Annotated in this window: 19 protein-coding genes, 1 rRNA gene and 1 riboswitch; of the genes, 18 read left to right on the top strand and 2 right to left on the bottom strand. The window is 43.4% G+C overall.

Going from position 1 to position 19,014, the window contains the following annotated elements:
* Position 1 precedes the first annotated feature (1 nt).
* The 15 genes from rrf (at position 2) to purD (ending at position 14,446) form a co-directional block, all read left to right on the top strand.
* Positions 2-118 (top strand): 5S ribosomal RNA (rrf, locus tag FAR12_RS22530).
* A gap of 474 nt (positions 119-592) precedes the next feature.
* On the top strand, positions 593-1,165 hold the full coding sequence (locus FAR12_RS22525) for a DUF2179 domain-containing protein (protein ID WP_170972305.1): 573 nt from the start codon (positions 593-595) through the stop codon (positions 1,163-1,165).
* Positions 1,162-1,341, top strand: a complete 180-nt coding sequence (locus FAR12_RS22520) for an NETI motif-containing protein (RefSeq protein ID WP_425456230.1) — start codon at positions 1,162-1,164, stop codon at positions 1,339-1,341. Before FAR12_RS22525 ends, FAR12_RS22520 begins: the two co-directional genes overlap by 4 nt.
* 108 nt (positions 1,342-1,449) lie before the next feature.
* Positions 1,450-1,550: riboswitch (purine riboswitch) on the top strand.
* A 181-nt stretch (positions 1,551-1,731) separates the two neighbouring features.
* The gene (gene purE, locus FAR12_RS22515) at positions 1,732-2,220 is read left to right on the top strand and encodes a 5-(carboxyamino)imidazole ribonucleotide mutase (protein WP_126411012.1); all 489 of its coding nucleotides are present in this window, start codon (positions 1,732-1,734) and stop codon (positions 2,218-2,220) included.
* Positions 2,207-3,358, top strand: a complete 1,152-nt coding sequence (gene purK / locus FAR12_RS22510; RefSeq protein WP_126411011.1) for a 5-(carboxyamino)imidazole ribonucleotide synthase — start codon at positions 2,207-2,209, stop codon at positions 3,356-3,358. The genes purE and purK overlap by 14 nt, the downstream gene beginning before the upstream one ends.
* 3 nt (positions 3,359-3,361) lie before the next feature.
* A complete protein-coding gene (gene purB, locus FAR12_RS22505; protein WP_126411010.1) occupies positions 3,362-4,654 on the top strand; it encodes an adenylosuccinate lyase in 1,293 nt (430 codons plus the stop codon).
* Between the two features lie 106 nt (positions 4,655-4,760).
* Positions 4,761-5,486, top strand: coding sequence for a phosphoribosylaminoimidazolesuccinocarboxamide synthase (gene purC / locus FAR12_RS22500; RefSeq protein ID WP_126411009.1), 726 nt, complete (start codon positions 4,761-4,763; stop codon positions 5,484-5,486).
* Entirely contained in the window at positions 5,474-5,728 is a 255-nt protein-coding gene (purS, locus tag FAR12_RS22495) for a phosphoribosylformylglycinamidine synthase subunit PurS (protein ID WP_126411008.1), read from the top strand. Before purC ends, purS begins: the two co-directional genes overlap by 13 nt.
* Complete coding sequence (gene purQ / locus FAR12_RS22490) at positions 5,725-6,408, top strand: phosphoribosylformylglycinamidine synthase subunit PurQ (RefSeq protein ID WP_126411007.1); 684 nt, start codon at positions 5,725-5,727, stop codon at positions 6,406-6,408. Before purS ends, purQ begins: the two co-directional genes overlap by 4 nt.
* Positions 6,392-8,608 carry a phosphoribosylformylglycinamidine synthase subunit PurL gene (gene purL, locus FAR12_RS22485; RefSeq protein WP_126411006.1) on the top strand — a complete coding sequence of 739 codons (2,217 nt, stop codon included), beginning with the start codon at positions 6,392-6,394 and terminating at the stop codon, positions 8,606-8,608. The genes purQ and purL overlap by 17 nt, the downstream gene beginning before the upstream one ends.
* Positions 8,593-10,005: an amidophosphoribosyltransferase gene (gene purF, locus FAR12_RS22480; RefSeq protein ID WP_126411005.1), complete on the top strand. Its 1,413-nt coding sequence runs from the start codon at positions 8,593-8,595 to the stop codon at positions 10,003-10,005. Before purL ends, purF begins: the two co-directional genes overlap by 16 nt.
* Positions 10,006-10,045: 40 nt before the next feature.
* Entirely contained in the window at positions 10,046-11,062 is a 1,017-nt protein-coding gene (gene purM / locus FAR12_RS22475; protein ID WP_126411004.1) for a phosphoribosylformylglycinamidine cyclo-ligase, read from the top strand.
* Positions 11,059-11,610 (top strand): phosphoribosylglycinamide formyltransferase, encoded by a 552-nt coding sequence (gene purN / locus FAR12_RS22470; protein WP_126411003.1) that lies wholly within the window; start codon positions 11,059-11,061, stop codon positions 11,608-11,610. The genes purM and purN overlap by 4 nt, the downstream gene beginning before the upstream one ends.
* A 12-nt stretch (positions 11,611-11,622) precedes the next feature.
* A complete protein-coding gene (gene purH / locus FAR12_RS22465) occupies positions 11,623-13,158 on the top strand; it encodes a bifunctional phosphoribosylaminoimidazolecarboxamide formyltransferase/IMP cyclohydrolase (RefSeq protein WP_126411002.1) in 1,536 nt (511 codons plus the stop codon).
* Between the two features lie 16 nt (positions 13,159-13,174).
* Positions 13,175-14,446, top strand: a complete 1,272-nt coding sequence (gene purD / locus FAR12_RS22460; protein ID WP_126411001.1) for a phosphoribosylamine--glycine ligase — start codon at positions 13,175-13,177, stop codon at positions 14,444-14,446.
* Here the strand turns inward: purD and FAR12_RS24105 are convergent.
* On the bottom strand, positions 14,418-14,504 hold the full coding sequence (locus tag FAR12_RS24105; protein WP_342772341.1) for an EYxxD motif small membrane protein: 87 nt from the start codon (positions 14,502-14,504) through the stop codon (positions 14,418-14,420). The two genes, purD and FAR12_RS24105, sit on opposite strands and share 29 nt — an antisense overlap.
* A 463-nt stretch (positions 14,505-14,967) precedes the next feature.
* Positions 14,968-15,243 carry a YgaP family membrane protein gene (locus FAR12_RS22455; RefSeq protein ID WP_126411000.1) on the bottom strand — a complete coding sequence of 92 codons (276 nt, stop codon included), beginning with the start codon at positions 15,241-15,243 and terminating at the stop codon, positions 14,968-14,970.
* A 174-nt stretch (positions 15,244-15,417) separates the two neighbouring features.
* On the opposite strand from FAR12_RS22455, the gene FAR12_RS22450 reads away from it, so the two are divergent.
* The 3 genes from FAR12_RS22450 to FAR12_RS22440 are packed head-to-tail and all read left to right on the top strand — an operon-like array spanning position 15,418 to position 18,580.
* Positions 15,418-17,160 (top strand): adenine deaminase C-terminal domain-containing protein, encoded by a 1,743-nt coding sequence (locus FAR12_RS22450; RefSeq protein ID WP_170972304.1) that lies wholly within the window; start codon positions 15,418-15,420, stop codon positions 17,158-17,160.
* A 56-nt stretch (positions 17,161-17,216) separates the two neighbouring features.
* On the top strand, positions 17,217-18,263 hold the full coding sequence (locus tag FAR12_RS22445; RefSeq protein ID WP_126410998.1) for a DUF3048 domain-containing protein: 1,047 nt from the start codon (positions 17,217-17,219) through the stop codon (positions 18,261-18,263).
* A gap of 20 nt (positions 18,264-18,283) precedes the next feature.
* The gene (locus tag FAR12_RS22440) at positions 18,284-18,580 is read left to right on the top strand and encodes a YerC/YecD family TrpR-related protein (RefSeq protein WP_126410997.1); all 297 of its coding nucleotides are present in this window, start codon (positions 18,284-18,286) and stop codon (positions 18,578-18,580) included.
* Positions 18,581-19,014 lie beyond the last annotated feature (434 nt).

Raw genomic sequence — 19,014 nt, 5'->3', positions numbered from 1 at the left:
GTCCGGTGGCGATAGCGAGAAGGTCACACCCGTTCCCATACCGAACACGGAAGTTAAGCTTCTCAGCGCCGATGGTAGTTAGGGGCTGTCCCCTTGTGAGAGTAGGACGTTGCCGGGCAAAGCGAAAGAGTATCCAAGAGATACTCTTTTTTTGATCCAAAAAAATAAGACCATTTCATAATGCCCGTGTAACAAAAAAAGAAGAAGCAGCGGTAACTATGAGAGCTTTATAATGCCCGTGGGATTAAAAAAGAAGAAGTAGCGGTAACTATGGAGGTTTTATAATGCCTGTGAAATAGATAACGAAGCACTAACGATAACTATGAGAATTTCATAATGCCGTAGAGTAGAAAAGGCAAAAGCTGTCGGTAATTATAAAAGTTTCATAATGCCCGTGAGATAGAACAAAAAACTATATTTGGTAAATAATACATAGTCCAAAGCTTCTCTAAGAACAAACTCATCTAAAGCAAATGTATCATAGATTTTTCCCAACCAATTCAGGTTAAAATAACAACAACCAAATTCCTTAATAAATATTTCAAAAATTACGTTCGCTATCTACATAATTTTCTAGTAAAATGAGGCTTACATGATTTTTTACTATAAGGGGGCTTTTTCCTTGCTTCAAAATGGTTTTATGATGGTCTTAATCATTCTAGTCATCAACATTGTGTATGTGTCCTTTTTTACCATCAGAATGATTTTAACCTTAAAAGGTCAGAGATATTTAGCAGCATTTATTAGCATGATCGAAGTCGTCATCTATGTCATTGGCTTGGGATTAGTTCTCGACAACCTGAACGAAATCCAAAATCTGATTGCTTACGCGGTTGGATATGGAATTGGGGTTATTGTCGGGATGAAAATAGAAGAGAAGCTTGCACTTGGCTATATTACAGTCAATGTGATTACAAAAGAGTATGACAAGGATTTGCCGAAAAATCTCAGAGAAAAAGGGTATGGTGTGACTAGCTGGGCAGCTAATGGGCTTGAAGGTGATCGGATGGCATTGCAAATCCTAACACCACGAAAGTATGAGCTGAAGTTATACACGACGATTAAAGAGTTGGACCCAAAAGCTTTTATCATTGCATATGAACCAAAAGCGATTTACGGGGGATTCTGGGTTAAGTCCGTTAAGAAAGGAAGATTATTTTCGTGAAGAAGAAATTCGAAGTGCTGGAGAATGAAACGATTGATCAATGTCTAGCACGTATTCAAAAAGAAGGGTATGTACCTATCAAAAGAATTGAGAAACCGATTTTTCAAGAAAAAGAGAAAGGTACATATGAACCGGTAGGAAGACAAATTATTTTCGAAGCGAAGCTACAAAACTAAATATATCAACCAAAAGCCGAACAATAGTAGAATTGTGTCATATTATTGTTCGATTTTTTATTGACACGATTCGTTTGAGTTGTTAAGATGATAGTGCAAATGATAAATGAAATTACTAATAATTTACCTCATATATAATGGGAATACGGCCCATAAGTTTCTACCCGACAACCTTAAATTGACGGACTATGAGGAAAGTGAATATGACCGGATCATGGATTGGTCTCTAATTGGAAGGGCATAGCGGACGAGTGCTAATTGTCAAGTCCTCTTATTTGTGCGCTTCTATCACCCAATCATTCAGTGCCCGGACAGATTGCTTTCCTTGTAAAAAGGAGATGGCAGTTTGTTCCGGGCTTTTATTATGTAGATCGATTTTGGAGGGGAATCATGAACGCACAAGTAGCTGTAATCATGGGGAGTACATCGGATTGGGATACAATGAAGCATGCGTGCGAGGTGCTAGAACAATTAGAGATAGCCTATGAAAAGAAAGTCATATCCGCACACCGGACACCTGATTTAATGTTTCAGTATGCAGAGGAAGCACGAGCTCGTGGCATAAGAGTCATTATTGCAGGTGCAGGTGGTGCAGCTCATTTGCCAGGAATGGTCGGGGCGAAAACAACCCTTCCAGTCATTGGCGTACCCGTTCAATCAAAGGCACTGAATGGATTGGATTCGTTATTGTCCATTGTACAAATGCCAGGTGGAGTTCCTGTTGCAACGGTTGCAATCGGAAAAGCAGGAGCAACAAATGCAGGCTTACTTGCTGCACAGATTCTCGGAACTACAAATGAACGGATAGCTGAGAAGCTAGAAGACATGAGAGAGTCAAAGAAGAATGCTGTGATAGAAAGTAGTGATGAGCTTGTCTAAAGTGATTTTACCAGGGCAAACGATTGGGATAATCGGAGGCGGACAGCTGGGGCGAATGATGGCTCTAGCCGCTAAAGCACAAGGGTTTCGAATCGCAGTATTAGATCCGACCGAGGATTGTCCTGCTCATCAGGTAGCGGACATCAAAATCCTAGCAGCTTATGACGATCTAAGTGCCATTCAACAATTAGCATCAGTCAGTGATGTCGTCACATACGAATTTGAAAACATTGATGCATATGCATTACAATGGCTTTGTGCCAATGCATATGTGCCACAAGGAAAAGAGCTTCTCGAAAAGACACAAAATCGTGTGACAGAAAAAGAAGCAATTGTCGCGGCAGGGCTAGAAGTTGCTCCATATGCTGTGGTCGAAACAATGTCTGATTTAGAGGTTGGAATTGACGAAATCGGTTATCCGGCTGTCTTAAAAACGGCAACTGGTGGCTACGATGGGAAAGGTCAGCTCGTGATTCGCACTAGAGATGATATCGCAAGTGCACAGGAAATCATCGAATCTGCAGTATGTGTCCTCGAACAGTGGATTCCTTTTGAAAAAGAAATCTCTGTGATTGTTGTGCGAAATCCTAAAGGAGAGACTGCGGTTTTTCCAGTCGGAGAGAATATTCATAAGGAAAATATTTTACACGAAACGATTGTTCCTGCAAGAATTGAACGCAAGCCTCAGAAGGATGCGATTGAGTTAGCAAAACAGCTAGCCCAATCCTTAAAACTAGTCGGAACGTTAGCGGTAGAAATGTTTTTAACAGCCACGGGGCAGATATACATAAATGAGCTTGCGCCGAGGCCACATAATTCTGGACATTACACGATTGAAGCCTGCGAAACTTCGCAATTTGAACAGCATATTCGTGCCGTTTGCAACTGGCCACTAGGAAGCACAGGATTACTAAAGCCGGCCGTCATGGTGAATATCCTAGGCGAGCACCAAGAAAAAGTCATTGAAAAAATTGAAGCCTACCCAAATTGGAAGATTCACTTATATGGAAAGAAAGAAGCAAAAGTGAAGCGTAAGATGGGGCATGTCACGATATTAAAGAATTCTGTCGGGGATGCACTTACTGAAATAGAGAACAGTGGAATTTGGGAACAGGCGAAAGAAAGAATCGGAGGATAAGAGATGATAGATCGTTATACAAGACCTGAAATGGGTGCGATTTGGACGGAGGAGAACCGTTTTAAATCATGGTTAGAAGTTGAAATTTTAGCATGTGAAGCTTGGGCAGAGCTTGGAGATATACCAAAAGAGGACGTACAAAAGATTCGTGAAAAGGCGTCTTTCGATATCGACCGTATTAAAGAAATCGAAGAAGAAACTCGCCATGATGTAGTAGCTTTTACACGTGCTGTATCTGAAACACTTGGGGAAGAAAGAAAGTGGGTTCACTACGGGCTTACATCAACAGATGTGGTTGATACGGCATTATCTTACGTTCTGAAGCAGGCGAATCAAATTTTGCTAACAGACCTTGAAAACTTTGTTGAGATTTTGAAAAACAAAGCGAAAGAACACAAATACACAGTTATGATGGGACGTACGCACGGGGTTCATGCGGAGCCGACAACATTTGGATTGAAGCTTGCACTTTGGTATGAAGAAATGAAGCGTAACCTTGAACGTTTCAAGCAAGCGGCAGCTGGAGTGGAGTTTGGAAAAATTTCTGGAGCCGTTGGGACGTATGCGAATATTGAGCCGTTTGTAGAAAAGTATGTATGTGAAAAGCTTGGTATCACACCAGCACCGGTTTCAACACAAACATTACAGCGTGACCGTCATGCCCACTATATGTCCACAATCGCTCTAATCGCGACATCGATTGAAAAGTTTGCGACAGAAATTCGCGGACTTCAAAAGAGTGAAACACGTGAGGTCGAGGAATTTTTCGCGAAGGGACAAAAAGGTTCTTCTGCAATGCCTCATAAGCGTAACCCGATCGGGTCTGAGAATATGACGGGTCTTGCTCGTGTAATTCGTGGTCATATGTTAACAGCTTATGAAAATGTGCCACTATGGCATGAACGCGATATCTCTCATTCATCTGCAGAGAGAATCATCCTGCCAGATGCAACGATTGCCTTGAACTATATGTTGAATCGTTTTGGTAATATCGTGAAAAACTTAACGGTTTACCCAGAGAACATGAAGCGCAACATGGACCGTACGCTTGGATTGATTTACTCACAGCGTGTACTTCTAGCATTAATCGACAAAGGTTTAACGCGTGAAGAAGCGTATGATACGGTTCAACCAAGAACGATGGAAGCATGGGAAAAGCAAGTGCATTTCAGAAGCTTAATTGAAGCAGATGAAAAAATCACTTCTAAACTTTCTCCAGCCGAAATTGATGACTGTTTCGATTATAACTATCACCTGAAGCATGTTGATACGATTTTTGACAGAGTCGGATTATAAAAAAATTGTCCCTCGAGGCACTTTGTTTGTGCCTCGACGGGCTGTGATACGTGTCTTGTTCGGAATATTCCCATAATATATTGCGATAACTTAGGAGGCTTCCCTGATGGAAAAACAAGCATTGCTATACGAAGGAAAAGCAAAACGAGTGTATCAGACAAACGATGACCAGTTGGTATGGCTTGAATATAAGGATTCAGCCACTGCTTTTAACGGTGAAAAAAAGGAGCAAATCACTGGTAAGGGTCGATTGAATAACGAGATTACGAGTTTGATATTTTCAAAGCTAAAAGAAGCGGGGATGGCCTCTCATTTTGTTGAGAAGCTCTCGGAAACGGAGCAATTGGTGAAAAAGGTCCAAATCATTCCCCTTGAAACCGTCGTTCGCAATTTCGCAGCGGGAAGCTTTTCCAAGCGATTGGGAATTGAAGAAGGAAGACCATTATCGAAACCGATTGTCGAGTTTTACTATAAGGACGATGAGTTAGGAGATCCATTATTGACCGAGGACCATATCGAGGAGCTGAAGCTAGCGACAAAAGAAGAAGTCGCGATTTTAAAAGAAAAGGCTCTTGAAGTAGATGCTCTTTTAACAAAGCTATTCCAAGATATCGATATTCGCTTAATTGATTTCAAGCTTGAGTTTGGAAAAGATGCTGAAGGTCAAATCGTGTTGGCAGATGAAATTTCGCCAGACACTTGCCGTCTTTGGGACCAACAAACGAATGAAAAGCTTGATAAGGACGTTTTTCGCCGTGATTTAGGGAATTTAACGGACGCTTACGAAACGATTTTAACGAGACTGGGAGGAACAACAGCATGTTCAAAGTAAAAGTGTATGTAACGTTAAGAGAGAGTGTACTTGATCCACAAGGAGCAGCAGTTACGCATTCACTGCAGTCATTAAGCTATCACGAGGTAACGGACGTTAGAATCGGAAAGTATATGGAGTTAACGATTGAAAAATCGGACCGTGATGTTGAAGAGGTGGTTAAGGAAGTATGTGATCGCCTGCTTGCAAATCCGGTTATTGAAGACTATCGCTATGAGATCGAGGAGGCTGTGGCCCAATGAAGTTTGCAGTCATTGTTTTTCCTGGTTCCAACTGTGATGTCGACATGTATCATGCAATCAAGGATGAGCTAGGCGAAGAAGTGGAGTATGTTTGGCACGACACAGAAAACTTAGACCAGTATGATGGAATTCTTTTACCTGGAGGATTTTCATATGGGGATTACTTGCGCACAGGGGCAATTGCTCGTTTTAGTAAGGTGATGCAGGAGGTTGTTAAAGCTGCGAAAGCTGGAAAGCCAGTCCTTGGCGTATGTAATGGATTTCAAATTTTGCTCGAAAGTGGACTTCTGCCAGGAGCGATGAGACGAAATGAGAGCTTGAAGTTCATTTGTCGCCCTACTCAGCTAAAAGTAGTGAATAACGAAACGATGTTTTCTTCTGCGTATGGGGACGGAGAGCGGATCCAAATTCCGATCGCGCACGGAGAAGGAAACTACTATTGCGATGAAGAGACACTAGAAAGATTAAAGGCGAATAACCAAATTGTTTTCACTTACGAAAACAATCCGAATGGGTCGCTTGAAAATATTGCTGGGGTTGTCAATGAACAAGGAAATGTCCTCGGTATGATGCCACACCCTGAAAGAGCCGTCGACGAACTATTAGGAGGAGCAGACGGATTGAAGCTGTTCCAATCGATCGTGAAACAATGGAGGGAAGCAAATGTCGTTAAAGCTTGAGCCAAGTCCAGAGCAGATTAAATTAGAAAAAGTCTACAGAGAAATGGGTTTGACCGACGAGGAATTTGCGAGTGTGGAGAAAATCCTTGGAAGAACGCCAAATTATACGGAAACAGGACTCTTTTCAGTCATGTGGTCAGAGCATTGCAGCTATAAAAACTCAAAGCCTGTTTTACGAAAGTTCCCGACGAAAGGCGAGCGAGTATTGCAAGGTCCTGGAGAAGGTGCAGGGATAGTTGATATTGGTGACGAGCAAGCGGTTGTGTTCAAGATTGAAAGTCATAACCACCCATCAGCGATTGAGCCGTATCAAGGCGCAGCAACAGGTGTCGGTGGAATCATTCGTGACGTCTTTTCGATGGGGGCAAGACCGATTGCGCTATTAAACTCACTTCGTTTTGGCGAGCTAGATGCCTCTGCGCGTGTGCGTTACCTTTTTAAAGAAGTCGTAGCGGGCATTGCTGGATATGGAAACTGTATTGGGATTCCGACAGTTGGTGGCGAAGTGCAATTCGACCCTTGCTATGAGGGCAATCCACTTGTGAACGCAATGTGTGTTGGGTTAATCGATCATAAGGATATTAAAAAAGGTCAGGCTCATGGTGTCGGAAATACCGTGATGTATGTCGGCGCGAAAACAGGTCGAGATGGCATTCACGGGGCAACGTTCGCATCCGAAGAGCTGTCGGAAAGCTCTGATGAGAAACGTCCAGCCGTTCAGGTGGGCGATCCGTTTATGGAAAAATTGCTGATTGAAGCTTGTCTTGAATTGATTCATTCGGATGCTCTTGTTGGGATTCAGGACATGGGAGCTGCTGGCTTAACAAGCTCTTCTGCAGAGATGGCAAGTAAAGCGGGCTCAGGAATCGAAATGAATCTAGACCTTGTGCCGCAGCGTGAAACTGGCATGACAGCTTATGAAATGATGCTTTCTGAATCACAAGAGCGCATGTTGATAGTTGTGAAAAAAGGTCGCGAACAAGAAATCGTGGAACTTTTCTCGAAATACGATTTGGAATGTGTCGCAATCGGAACGGTAACGGACGATAAAATGCTTCGCCTTGTTCACAAAGGAGAAGTCGTTGCAGATGTTCCGGCTGATAGCTTAGCAGAAGATGCACCGGTTTATTATAAGCCTTCTCGCGAACCAGAATACTTCCGCGAGTTTCAAGCTATGGAAAACGATATTCCAGAAGTAGACGACTACAACGAAACATTGATTAATCTTTTAAAACAATCAACAATCGCAAGCAAAGAGTGGGTCTATGACCAATATGACTACATGGTTCGTACGAATACGGTTGTGGCACCAGGCTCTGATGCAGCAATCGTTAGGATTCGTGGAACGGAAAAAGCGCTCGCGATGACAACGGATTGTAATTCACGATATATCTATTTGGATCCAGAAACAGGTGGGAAAATTGCTGTTGCAGAAGCGGCTCGAAACATCGTTGCTTCAGGGGGAGAGCCATTAGCGATTACCGATTGCTTAAACTTCGGAAATCCGGAAAAGCCAGAAATCTTCTGGCAGTTTGAAAAAGCAGTTGATGGCATGAGCGAAGCGTGCTTGAAGTTAAACGCGCCAGTTATCGGTGGAAACGTGTCACTATACAATGAAACAAACGGTACGGCAATCTACCCAACGCCAGTGGTTGGAATGGTTGGCCTTGTGGAGAACTTAAATCATATTACTACGCAATCCTTTAAGGAAGCCGGAGATCTTATCTATGTTATCGGCGAAACAAAGGATGAGTTCGGTGGCAGTGAGTTACAGAAGCTTACTTATGGTCGCATTTTTGGGAAAGCACCAGAGCTTGATCTCGATATTGAAGAGAAGAACCAAAAACAAGTGTTAGCGGCAATTCGTGCCGGATTAGTGGCTTCTGCTCATGATATTGCAGAAGGCGGATTAGCAGTTGCAGTAGCTGAAAGCTTATTCGGAACAAAATTAGGCGCTCAAATCGAAGTGTCTGGAAATATTACATCAGCTCTATTTAGTGAGAGCCAATCACGTTTCTTAGTTTCAGTGAAAAAAGAACATCAAGAGAAATTTGAAAGCTTAGTAGATGCAGTTTTGATTGGGGAAACGACGAATACACCAAACCTTGAAATCTATGCAAACGACAAGCTTGTACTTGAGCAAGAAGTCGTAGATTTAGAGGGTGCTTGGAGAGGAGCTATCCCATGCTTGCTGAAATAAGGGGATTGAACGAGGAATGTGGCATCTTTGGCGTCTGGGGACATCCCGACGCTGCGCAAATCACCTATTACGGTTTACACACCCTGCAACATCGTGGGCAGGAAGGAACCGGAATGGTCGTCACGGACGGTCAGAAGCTTAAAGGGGTAAAAGGAGAAGGACTTGTCGCTGAGATTTTCACCCAGGAAGCCATTCAGCAGCTCGAAGGGTTCGGCGCCATTGGCCATGTCCGCTATGCGACTGCTGGCGGCGGGGGTTATGAGAATGTGCAACCATTGTTGTTCCACTCTCAATCTGGAAGTCTAGCATTAGCTCATAACGGCAATCTCGTAAACGCAAATGCACTGAAGCGCCAGCTTGAAGCGCAAGGAAGCATTTTTCAAACAAGCTCCGATACGGAAGTATTAGCTCACTTGATTCGCCGTGGTGGAAACATGCCACTAGTAGAACAAGTGAAAAACGCACTGACAATGCTAAAAGGAGCTTATGCGTTTTTAATCATGACAGAAAATCAGTTGATGATTGCGCTTGATCCAAACGGAATGCGTCCATTATCGATTGGTCGTTTAGGCGATGCATATGTCGTGGCATCTGAAACATGTGCGCTTGATGTTGTCGGTGCTGAGTTTGTTCGTGATGTGGAAGCTGGGGAATTAGTGATTATTGATGCAGATGGGATTCACTCTGAAACCTATGCTCTTCCGGCGAACCAAGCAATGTGTTCAATGGAGTACGTTTATTTTTCCCGACCAGATAGCAATATTCAAGGGATCAATGTGCATACAGCACGTAAAAACTTAGGAAAGAAACTTGCTCAAGAAGTGCGCATCGAGGCTGATGTTGTCACAGGTGTACCGGATTCAAGTATTTCTGCAGCCATCGGCTATGCGGAGGAATCTGGTATTCCGTACGAAATGGGCTTGATTAAAAATAAATATGTCGGTCGGACCTTTATCCAGCCTTCTCAATCATTACGGGAGCAAGGGGTAAAAATGAAGCTGTCCCCTGTTCGTGGTGTCGTTGAAGGCAAAAGAGTGATCATGGTCGATGATTCGATCGTTCGTGGGACAACAAGCCGACGAATAGTGACGATGCTTAAGGAAGCGGGAGCAACTGAGGTACATGTTGTGATCAGCTCGCCTCCGATTAAGAATCCATGCTTCTACGGAATCGATACGTCGACAAAAGAAGAATTAATGGCCGCGAGCCATTCGGTAGAAGAAATGCGCGAAATTATTGGGGCTGATACGCTAACGTTTTTAAGTGTAGAAGGCTTGCTCGAAGGAATTGGCAAGAACAGCCCAGACGAAAACTGTGGGCAATGCTTAGCCTGCTTCACAGGAAAATACCCAACGGAGATTTATCCGAGTACAGTAAGAACTTATGAAACGGTATAAGGCGACGAGTTGTCGCCTTTTTTAAAGAGGAGGACTACACATGGCCAACGCATATACGCAAGCTGGTGTGAACATTGAGGCAGGCTATGAAGCCGTATCAAGAATGAAAAAGCATGTGAACAGAACGATTCGTCCCGGAGTTCTTGGTGGACTCGGTGGCTTTGGTGGAATGTTTGACTTATCTTCCTTGAACCTGAAGGAGCCAGTGCTTGTATCTGGTACTGACGGAGTTGGCACGAAGCTTATGCTCGCTTTTATGATGGATAAGCACGACACGATTGGCATCGATGCCGTTGCCATGTGCGTCAATGATATTGTTGTCCAGGGTGCAGAGCCTCTCTACTTTCTAGACTATATCGCTTGCGGCAAAGCGGCTCCTGAAAAAATCGAAGCGATTGTCAAAGGGATTGCTGATGGTTGTGAACAAGCAGGCTGTGCCTTAGTTGGCGGTGAAACAGCAGAAATGCCGGGAATGTATGATGAAAACGAATATGACCTAGCGGGATTTTCGGTAGGAGCTTGTGAAAAATCAGCTGTGATTACAGGCGAGACAATTCAAGCAGGTGACGTTCTAATCGGTTTAGCTTCTAGCGGCATCCATAGCAATGGCTATTCTCTTGTGCGAAAAATTTTCGCCGAAACGTCATTAGATGAGTATGTCGAGGAGTTTGGGTGCACGGTTGGAGAAGAGCTTTTACGGCCAACGAAAATTTATGTGAAGTCAATATTAGCGGCGTTGAAAAAATTCGAAATCAAAGGCATGGCTCATATTACCGGCGGTGGCTTTATCGAAAATATTCCGCGGATGCTTCCAGAAGGACTTGGAGCAGAGCTTGTAGAAAGAAGTTGGACAATCCCGCCAGTTTTTACGGTTATGGAAAAACTAGGGAATCTTGACCGAAAAGAAATGTACAACATTTTTAATATGGGAACGGGCATGGTCGTTGCGGTTCGACCAGAGATTGCTGAAGAGGTTATCCAATTTTTCAATGGGCTTGGGGAAACAGCGTACCAAATGGGTGTTGTTTCGAACCAAGCAGGGGTGGTAATTGGATGAAAAAGATTGCCGTATTCGCTTCAGGGAGCGGGAGTAATTTTCAAGCAATTTTAGACGCTCAGCTCGATGCAGAGATTAGTTTACTCGTTTGTGATAAGCCTCAAGCCTTTTGCGTTGAACGCGCGAAGAAAGCGGAGGTTCCAACCTTTGTTTTTCAGGCAAAGGAGTATGCGAGCAAGGAAGCTTATGAACTAGAAATCTTACATGCACTGAAAGAGCATGGTGTGGAATTGATTGTTCTTGCAGGTTATATGCGTTTGATTGGCACAACTCTCCTACAAGCGTTTGAGGGAAAAATCGTCAATATCCATCCATCATTGCTTCCGGCTTTTCCTGGCAAAGATGCCATTGGCCAAGCGTTAGAAGCGAAGGTGAAAGTAAGTGGTGTGACGGTACATTATGTTGATGCAGGCATGGATACGGGCCCGATCATTGCACAGAGAGCGATTGAATTGAATGAGGATGAAACGAAGGAAAGCTTACAAACGAAAATACATCGGATCGAGCATGAATTATATCCAAAGGTGATCCAAGGACTTTTACAATAGGGGGATTTTGTAGTGAAAAAGCGAGCATTAATCAGCGTATCAGACAAAACAGGCATTGTAGAATTCGCGAAGCAATTACATGAGCTTGGGTTTGAACTTGTTAGTACAGGTGGCACGAAAAAGGCCATTTCAGAAAGTGGCATTCCTGTCATCGGTGTGAGCGATGTAACGGGCTTCCCTGAAATTTTAGAAGGGCGCGTGAAAACATTAAATCCATTGATTCACGGTGGGTTACTGGCAAAATTTTCAGAGCCGAGTCATCAAGAACAGCTTGCTGAGCATAAAATTGACCCGATTCAGGTCGTTTGTGTGAATTTATATCCTTTCCAACAAACGATTGCAAAGCCTGATGTGACAGTCGAGGATGCGATTGAAAACATCGATATCGGTGGACCAACAATGCTTCGTGCGGCAGCAAAAAATCATGAATATGTGACGGTTGTTGTGGACCCTGCGGATTATGGCGTGGTAGTAGAAGAGCTTCAAGCTGCTGGTGAGGTTCAAAAAGAAACTCGTCGTCGCCTTGCGGCAAAAGTGTTCAGACATACAGCTTCTTACGATGCAATGATTGCTGAATACATGACTGATTTAGCTGGAGAAGAGACACCTGAATCATTAACGGTGACTTACGAGTTGAAGCAAACTTTACGTTACGGAGAGAACCCTCATCAAAAGGCATCTTTTTACCGTAAGCCTTTAGGTTCTGTATTCTCGATTGCCAACGCAACGCAATTACATGGAAAAGAGTTATCGTACAACAACATAAATGATGCGGACGCAGCTCTACAAATTGTAAAAGAATTTTCAGAGCCAGCTGCTGTTGCAGTGAAGCATATGAATCCTTGTGGTGTCGGTACAGGTGAAGATGTCTATGCTGCTTTTACAAAAGCTTTTGCTACTGACCCAGTTTCGATTTTTGGAGGCATTATTGCATTGAATCGTGAAGTGGACAAAGCAACTGCAGAAAAGCTTCATGAAATCTTCTTAGAAATTGTTATCGCTCCTTCTTTTTCAGAGGAAGCATTGGAAATTTTAACAGGCAAAAAGAACTTGCGCCTCATGACGATTCCTTTTGATGCAGATGCGAAGGCTGAAGTGAAACTTACTTCGATTGAAGGCGGCTTACTTGTTCAGGATCAAGACCGATATTCTTTAAAGGATGCCACCGTTTCTGTTCCAACAAAACGTCAGCCAACTGAAGAAGAGTGGAAGGCATTAGAGCTTGGCTGGAAGATAGTGAAGCATGTGAAATCAAACGCCATTGTTGTCAATGATGCCGATATGACTCTTGGAATCGGTGCGGGACAAATGAATCGTGTGGGTGCAGCAAATATCGCTTTGGAGCAAGCAGGTGAGAAGGCGAAGGGAGCGGCATTAGCTTCGGATGCATTTTTCCCTATGGACGATACGGTTGAGGCGGCTGCAAAAGCAGGGATTACAGCGATTATTCAACCAGGTGGTTCGATTCGTGATGAAGATTCTATCAAAAAAGCTGATGAATACGGTATTGCCATGGTCTTTACAGGCGTGAGACATTTTAAACATTAAGATGGAGGTCAGACGGATGAAGGTATTGGTGATTGGTCGCGGCGGTCGTGAACATGCGATTTGTCGTAAGGCGAGTGAAAGTCCTCAGGTCGAAAAAGTGTTTGTTGCACCTGGAATCGAAGGCATGGAGGACGTAGCAGAGCTTGTTGCGATTGAGGAACATGAACAGGACAAATTGATTGATTTTGCTGTTGGTGAACACATCGGGCTAACCATTATTGGTCCAGAGGTTCCTTTACTCGGTGGTCTGGCTGACCGTTTCCGAGAAGCAGGTCTAGCTGTTTTTGGACCAAACCAATTGGCGGCTGAAATCGAAGGAAGCAAGTCCTTTGCCAAAGACTTAATGCAAAAATACAACATTCCTACTGCTGAGTACGCGGTATTTACTGACTTTGAAGAAGCCCGAGACTATGTATTGGCAAAAGGTGCTCCGATTGTCATCAAGGCTGATGGATTAGCAGCTGGCAAAGGAGTTACAGTTGCGATGACATTGGATGAGGCACTCGAGAGCCTTCGTGAAATGATGCAAGAGGCGAAGTTTGGAGAAGCATCTTCAACGGTTGTCGTCGAAGAGTTTTTAGCGGGAGAAGAATTTTCGTTAATGGCCTTCGTCAATGGAGAAAATGTCATTCCACTTGAAATTGCACAAGACCATAAACGGGCATTCGATGGGGACCAGGGCCCAAACACCGGGGGAATGGGTGCGTATTCTCCCGTTCCGCAAATCGGGGAAGAGGTTGTGGAGGTTGCGGTTGAAACCATTTTGAAGCCGACAGCGAAGGCGCTTGTCAAAGAAGGCAGAAGCTTTTGCGGGATTTTATATGCAGGTTTGATTAAGACTGAGGCTGGTCCAAAGGTGATTGAGTTCAACGCGCGCTTTGGCGATCCTGAGACACAGGTTGTACTTCCTAGAATGAAGTCCGATTTGGTTCAGGTCATGCTCGATGTGATTGCCGGTGAAACGCCAGAAATCGAGTGGGACGATGAGGCAATGATTGGAGTCGTGGTTGCCTCAAACGGATACCCGGAAGCATATGAGAAGGGTGCAGTTTTAGCAGGACTAGAGTCAATCGATTCGTATGTTTTTCATGCAGGAACGAAGAAAAATGCGGATGGTGAATTTGTTACGAATGGTGGACGAGTGCTGTTGGTTGGTGCGAAGGCTTCGACTTTGGCCGAAGCTCAAGCAGCTGTTTACAAAGAGCTTGAGCAGGTTCGTTGTGACGGTGTCTTTTACCGCAAAGATATTGGCCATCGTGCTATCGCACATGTCGCCTCTTTTTCCTAATAAAAGTGTAGAGTAGGGCGACGATGCTCCCGATGAGGATAATGATTACAAAAGCCATGTCGGTGAGGTATTCGAGTATCATTTCGTCTCGGCTCCTTTCATGAATGGAAAGCCGTCTCTCTAAAAAGAGGTAAATTACCCTTTTGGGGAGACGGTCTTTGTTTTGAATGCCAACTTGATGTGATTGAGTGAATCTATTATTTGAATGCCAAATATTGCTTTGCCAGGGTGAATTCTGTCAGAAAAAACAAGGATGCATGCCAAAATGGCGGTGAACGGGTGAATTCTGTCAGACAAAACAAGGATGCGTGCCAAATATGGCGTTGATCGGGTGAATTCTGTCAGACAAAACAAGGATGCGTGCCAAATATGGCGTTGATCGGGTGAATTCTGTCAGACAAAACAAGGATGCATGCCAAAAATGGCGGTGATCATGTGAATTCTGTCAGACAAAACAAGGATACGTGCCAAAAATGGTGTTGATCGAGTGAAGTTTGTCAGTCAAACAAGTCCACCACAACTCACGTCGGATTATAAGGCAGCATCTCATCCTGCTGCTCATTACCACTGTTCCCACTATTCTTCCTACCATCCATCTGACTCTGAACTACAGCTGTTACAGGGCAGTAGCGCACAATACCTTCAGCGACCTTCATTGCGCCGGCCGCCGCCAGCAGCAAATAGGATTCTCGCCATGGCTTTTTGGCCATTTTTGCCGTGGTCCAAGACAAAAGGGTTAACCCGCAAGTAATCCGAATTAGAGCGTTTAAGATGCCAATATTTTGCTTAATCTTCATTGTAAATTCTCCTTCACAGTATTTTCACAATTTTTATTATTTCTTTAATGCGTTAAACAATGAATTATGGTAGTATATGTAATTAAAGGGTTTTCTTTTGAGTTTGGAACATACAATGAATTTATATAGAGCCAATGTTAAGACTAGAAATTACTTCAAAGGGAGGGAAGCATTGTGCTAGAACAACGTTATCGCTGGAAGAACAAACATATTCGTGAACAGGTTTCCGTTCTCGATGGCAAACAGGCACCCACGATTTTATTAAAAAATGCTCGCTACCTGAACCAAGTATTCCGCAAATGGATGACAGCGAATATTTGGGTACATGAAGATCGAATCGTCTATGTTGGGGAAAAGTTACCGGAAAACACAACGGATTGTGAAATTGTAGATTGCTCAGGACAGTTTCTAGTGCCTGGTTATATAGAGCCTCATGCGCACCCATTTCACTTATATAATCCCCATTCGTTAGCGCGGTATGCATCGCAGTTTGGAACAACAACACTCATCAATGACAATATGGCGCTTATTTTGCAATTGGATAAAAAGAAAGCGTTTTCTTTATTGAGAGAGCTAAGAAGCATACCTACGACCATGTATTGGTGGTGTCGTTTTGATGCGCAGACTGAAATACTTGACGAGGTGGATACGTTTTCACATGCCGATGTGAAGGCGTGGCTGGAGCATGACGCAGTCCTCCAAGGTGGAGAGTTGACTGGTTGGCCAAAGCTTTTAGACGGAGATGATATGATGCTTCACTGGATTCAAGAGGCGAAGCGGATGAGAAAGAAGATTGAAGGACATTTTCCTGGGGCTTCTGAAAAAACATTAGCCAAAATGATGTTGTTTGGGACCGATTGTGATCACGAGGCAATCTCAGGGCAAGAGGTATACAACAGACTCATGCAGGGCTATATGGTTTCCCTGAGGCATTCTTCGATTCGTCCTGACCTACCAGTTTTACTCGACGAGATTCATGAACTAGGCATTGATCAATATGACCACTTTATGTTCAACACTGACGGAGCATCGGCTTCCTTCTATGAACAAGGGATTATTGATAATTTGATTCGGATTGCCATTGAAAAAGGGGTTCCGGTTATTGATACGTACAATATGGCAACAATTAATGTGGCGCGCTACTATAATCTCGAGTATCTCCATGGGAACATTGCAACAGGTCGGGTTGCAAACATTAACTTTTTAACAGACGAGAAAAATCCTACACCTATTTCCGTCATGGCTAAAGGGCAATGGGTGAAAAAGGATGGTGTTTGTCTCGATGCTTTTGAAAAAATGGATTGGGATGCCCATGGATTGGAACCGTTAAAGATTGACTGGGAGCTAACATCGGATGATCTGCAATTCTCGATGCCATTCGGGATTCAAATGGAAAGTTCGGTCATTACAAAGCCATATTCGATCTCGATTGATGTGAACTATGAAGAACTGTCCTCTGATCATGATGAATGCTTTTTTATGCTCATCGACAAAAAAGGCAAGTGGAGAATTAATACAGTCGTAAAAGGATTTGCGAATAATCTTCCAGGGCTTGCAAGTTCCTATACGAATACCGGAGACATAGTTCTTATCGGTAAAAATAAAACAGAAATGGTACGCGCTTTTAACCGAATGAAGGAACTGGGCGGAGGAATCGTAATTAGTGAAAACGAGGAAATCGTCCTTGAAATCCCACTCCCGTTAAAAGGCGTGATGTCGAATAAGCCAGTGGAAGACTTAATTGCGGATGAGAAAAAGTTATCTTCCTATCTAGTAGAAAGAGGCTATCGATTTAACGATCCGATCTATTCTCTGTTATTTTTTACATCGACACATTTGCCGTATATTCGCGTCACACAGCAAGGAATGTACGATGTGATGAATAAAATGGTACTCTTTCCAACGATAATGCGTTAATATATAGAAGAGATGCTAATGTTCGTTTTCAACTTTTAAATAGTAAGGAGCATAACATGAAACTAAAATGGATGATTCTCACTACTGCAGCAATTCTTTTCGTAGCGGGCTGTAGTAAAAAAGAAGAAGTTGTGAAGGAACATCAGGAAAAAGAAGTGACTGACATCAGTAAGGAAGAGCAGGTAGAGACATTTGATTACCAATATCCTTTAACAGGGATGGGGGTAAAAGAGGAATCTACGAATCGTGCCTACGCTGTTATGATTAACAACGATCCGAAGGCAAGGCCACAATCAGGCTTGCACAAAGCGGATATTGTGTATGAGTTATTAGCAGAGGGCAACGTCACGCGTTTCCTTGCGATTTTTCAAAGCGAAGATACGGATCGGATTGGTCCGGTAAGAAGTTCACGAGATTACTATATCGAGCTTGCGAAGGGCTACGACGCTCTATACATTGCACACGGTTACAGTCCTGAAGCGAAGGAAATGCTGGATAGTGGATACGTGGACAACATCAATGGGATGCAATATGATGGTTCGTTGTTTAAAAGAGATAAGAGCAGAGTGGCGCCACATAACTCCTATATTACTTCTGAAGATATTTTAAAAGGAGCCGAACAAATCGGCTATGATATGGAGGGGGCTCCAGCGTCCTTACCGTTCTTGACGGAGGAGGAAGCAGAGCAGTTGAGTGGAGAAAAAGCCAATTCCGTGCTCGTTTCGTATTTCTCCAGCTCGTTGTTCGATGTTAATTTTAAATATGATGAAGCAACGAAGAAATATCAACGTTTTAGCAATGGTGAACTGACAGCAGATTTAGACTCGAATGAACCTGTTTTATTAGATAATATTTTAATTGTGGAAGCTGAGCATCACGTGTCAGATGATGCGGGCCGAAGAGACATTGATATCACGTCTGGTGGCAGAGCGTATTTGCTGCAGCGAGGTCAGTGGCAGGAAGTGGAATGGAAGAATGTTGACGGAAAAATCCTTCCGTTTGCCAATGGGCAAGAGGTTGGCTTTGTTCCAGGAAAGACATGGATTAACTTCGTTCCATCCAGCCAAGGGTTAGAAAATGTAGTATCATTTGAAAATGAGTAATTTTTAAAAGGGGTAAACATATGCAAATTGAAAAATTAAGAGGAAAAGAATTAGACCAGTTATTTAACGCGGTTTTGTCTTTAAAGGATTTAGAAGAGTGCTATCGATTTTTCGATGATCTATGCACGGTGAATGAGATTCAATCATTGGCTCAACGCCTCGAGGTTGCCCGCATGTTACGCGAAGGCAAAACCTATCATAAGATTGAAACGGAAACTGGAGCTAGTACAGCAACTATCTCTCGTGTAAAGCGTTGTTTAAATTATGGAAACGATGCATACGAACTAGCACTAGAGCGTATTAAAGAACAAGAATAGTAATTTTCGGAACCGGGGTGGATTGAGCCTCGGTTTTTTGTTTTTTTTGGATTGTTCTGGTTCTGGTTATAGTGCCCGTTAGGAGTATGGAGTGTGAACTGTCGGTAACTATAAAAGTCTATAATGCCCGTGAGGAAGAAAAGAGGAATCTAACGGTAACTATGAAGCGTCCATAATGCCCTTTGAGGGGAAAAGTATGAGCTAACAGTAACTATGAAGCGTCCATAATGCCCGTCGGGAGGAAAAGTAGAAGCCAGCGGGAACTATGAAGCGTTCATAATGCCCGTCGGGAGGAAAAGTAGAAGCCAGCGGGAGTCAAGTCCTTAATCTTGTGTAAAAGTGCCAACAATGGGTTTTCAACTAAACTAAAAATTTGTATAGTAAACAAGAATTATTTCGAATTTATATTGAGAGGCGGGCATGATAGCCTGGAG

The sequence above is a fragment of the Bacillus yapensis genome (assembly GCF_005280205.1).
Lineage (GTDB): Bacteria > Bacillota > Bacilli > Bacillales > Cytobacillaceae > Robertmurraya > Robertmurraya yapensis.
The sequence above is the reverse complement of the archived record's forward strand: the minus strand, read 5'-3'. Positions and strand labels throughout refer to the sequence as shown.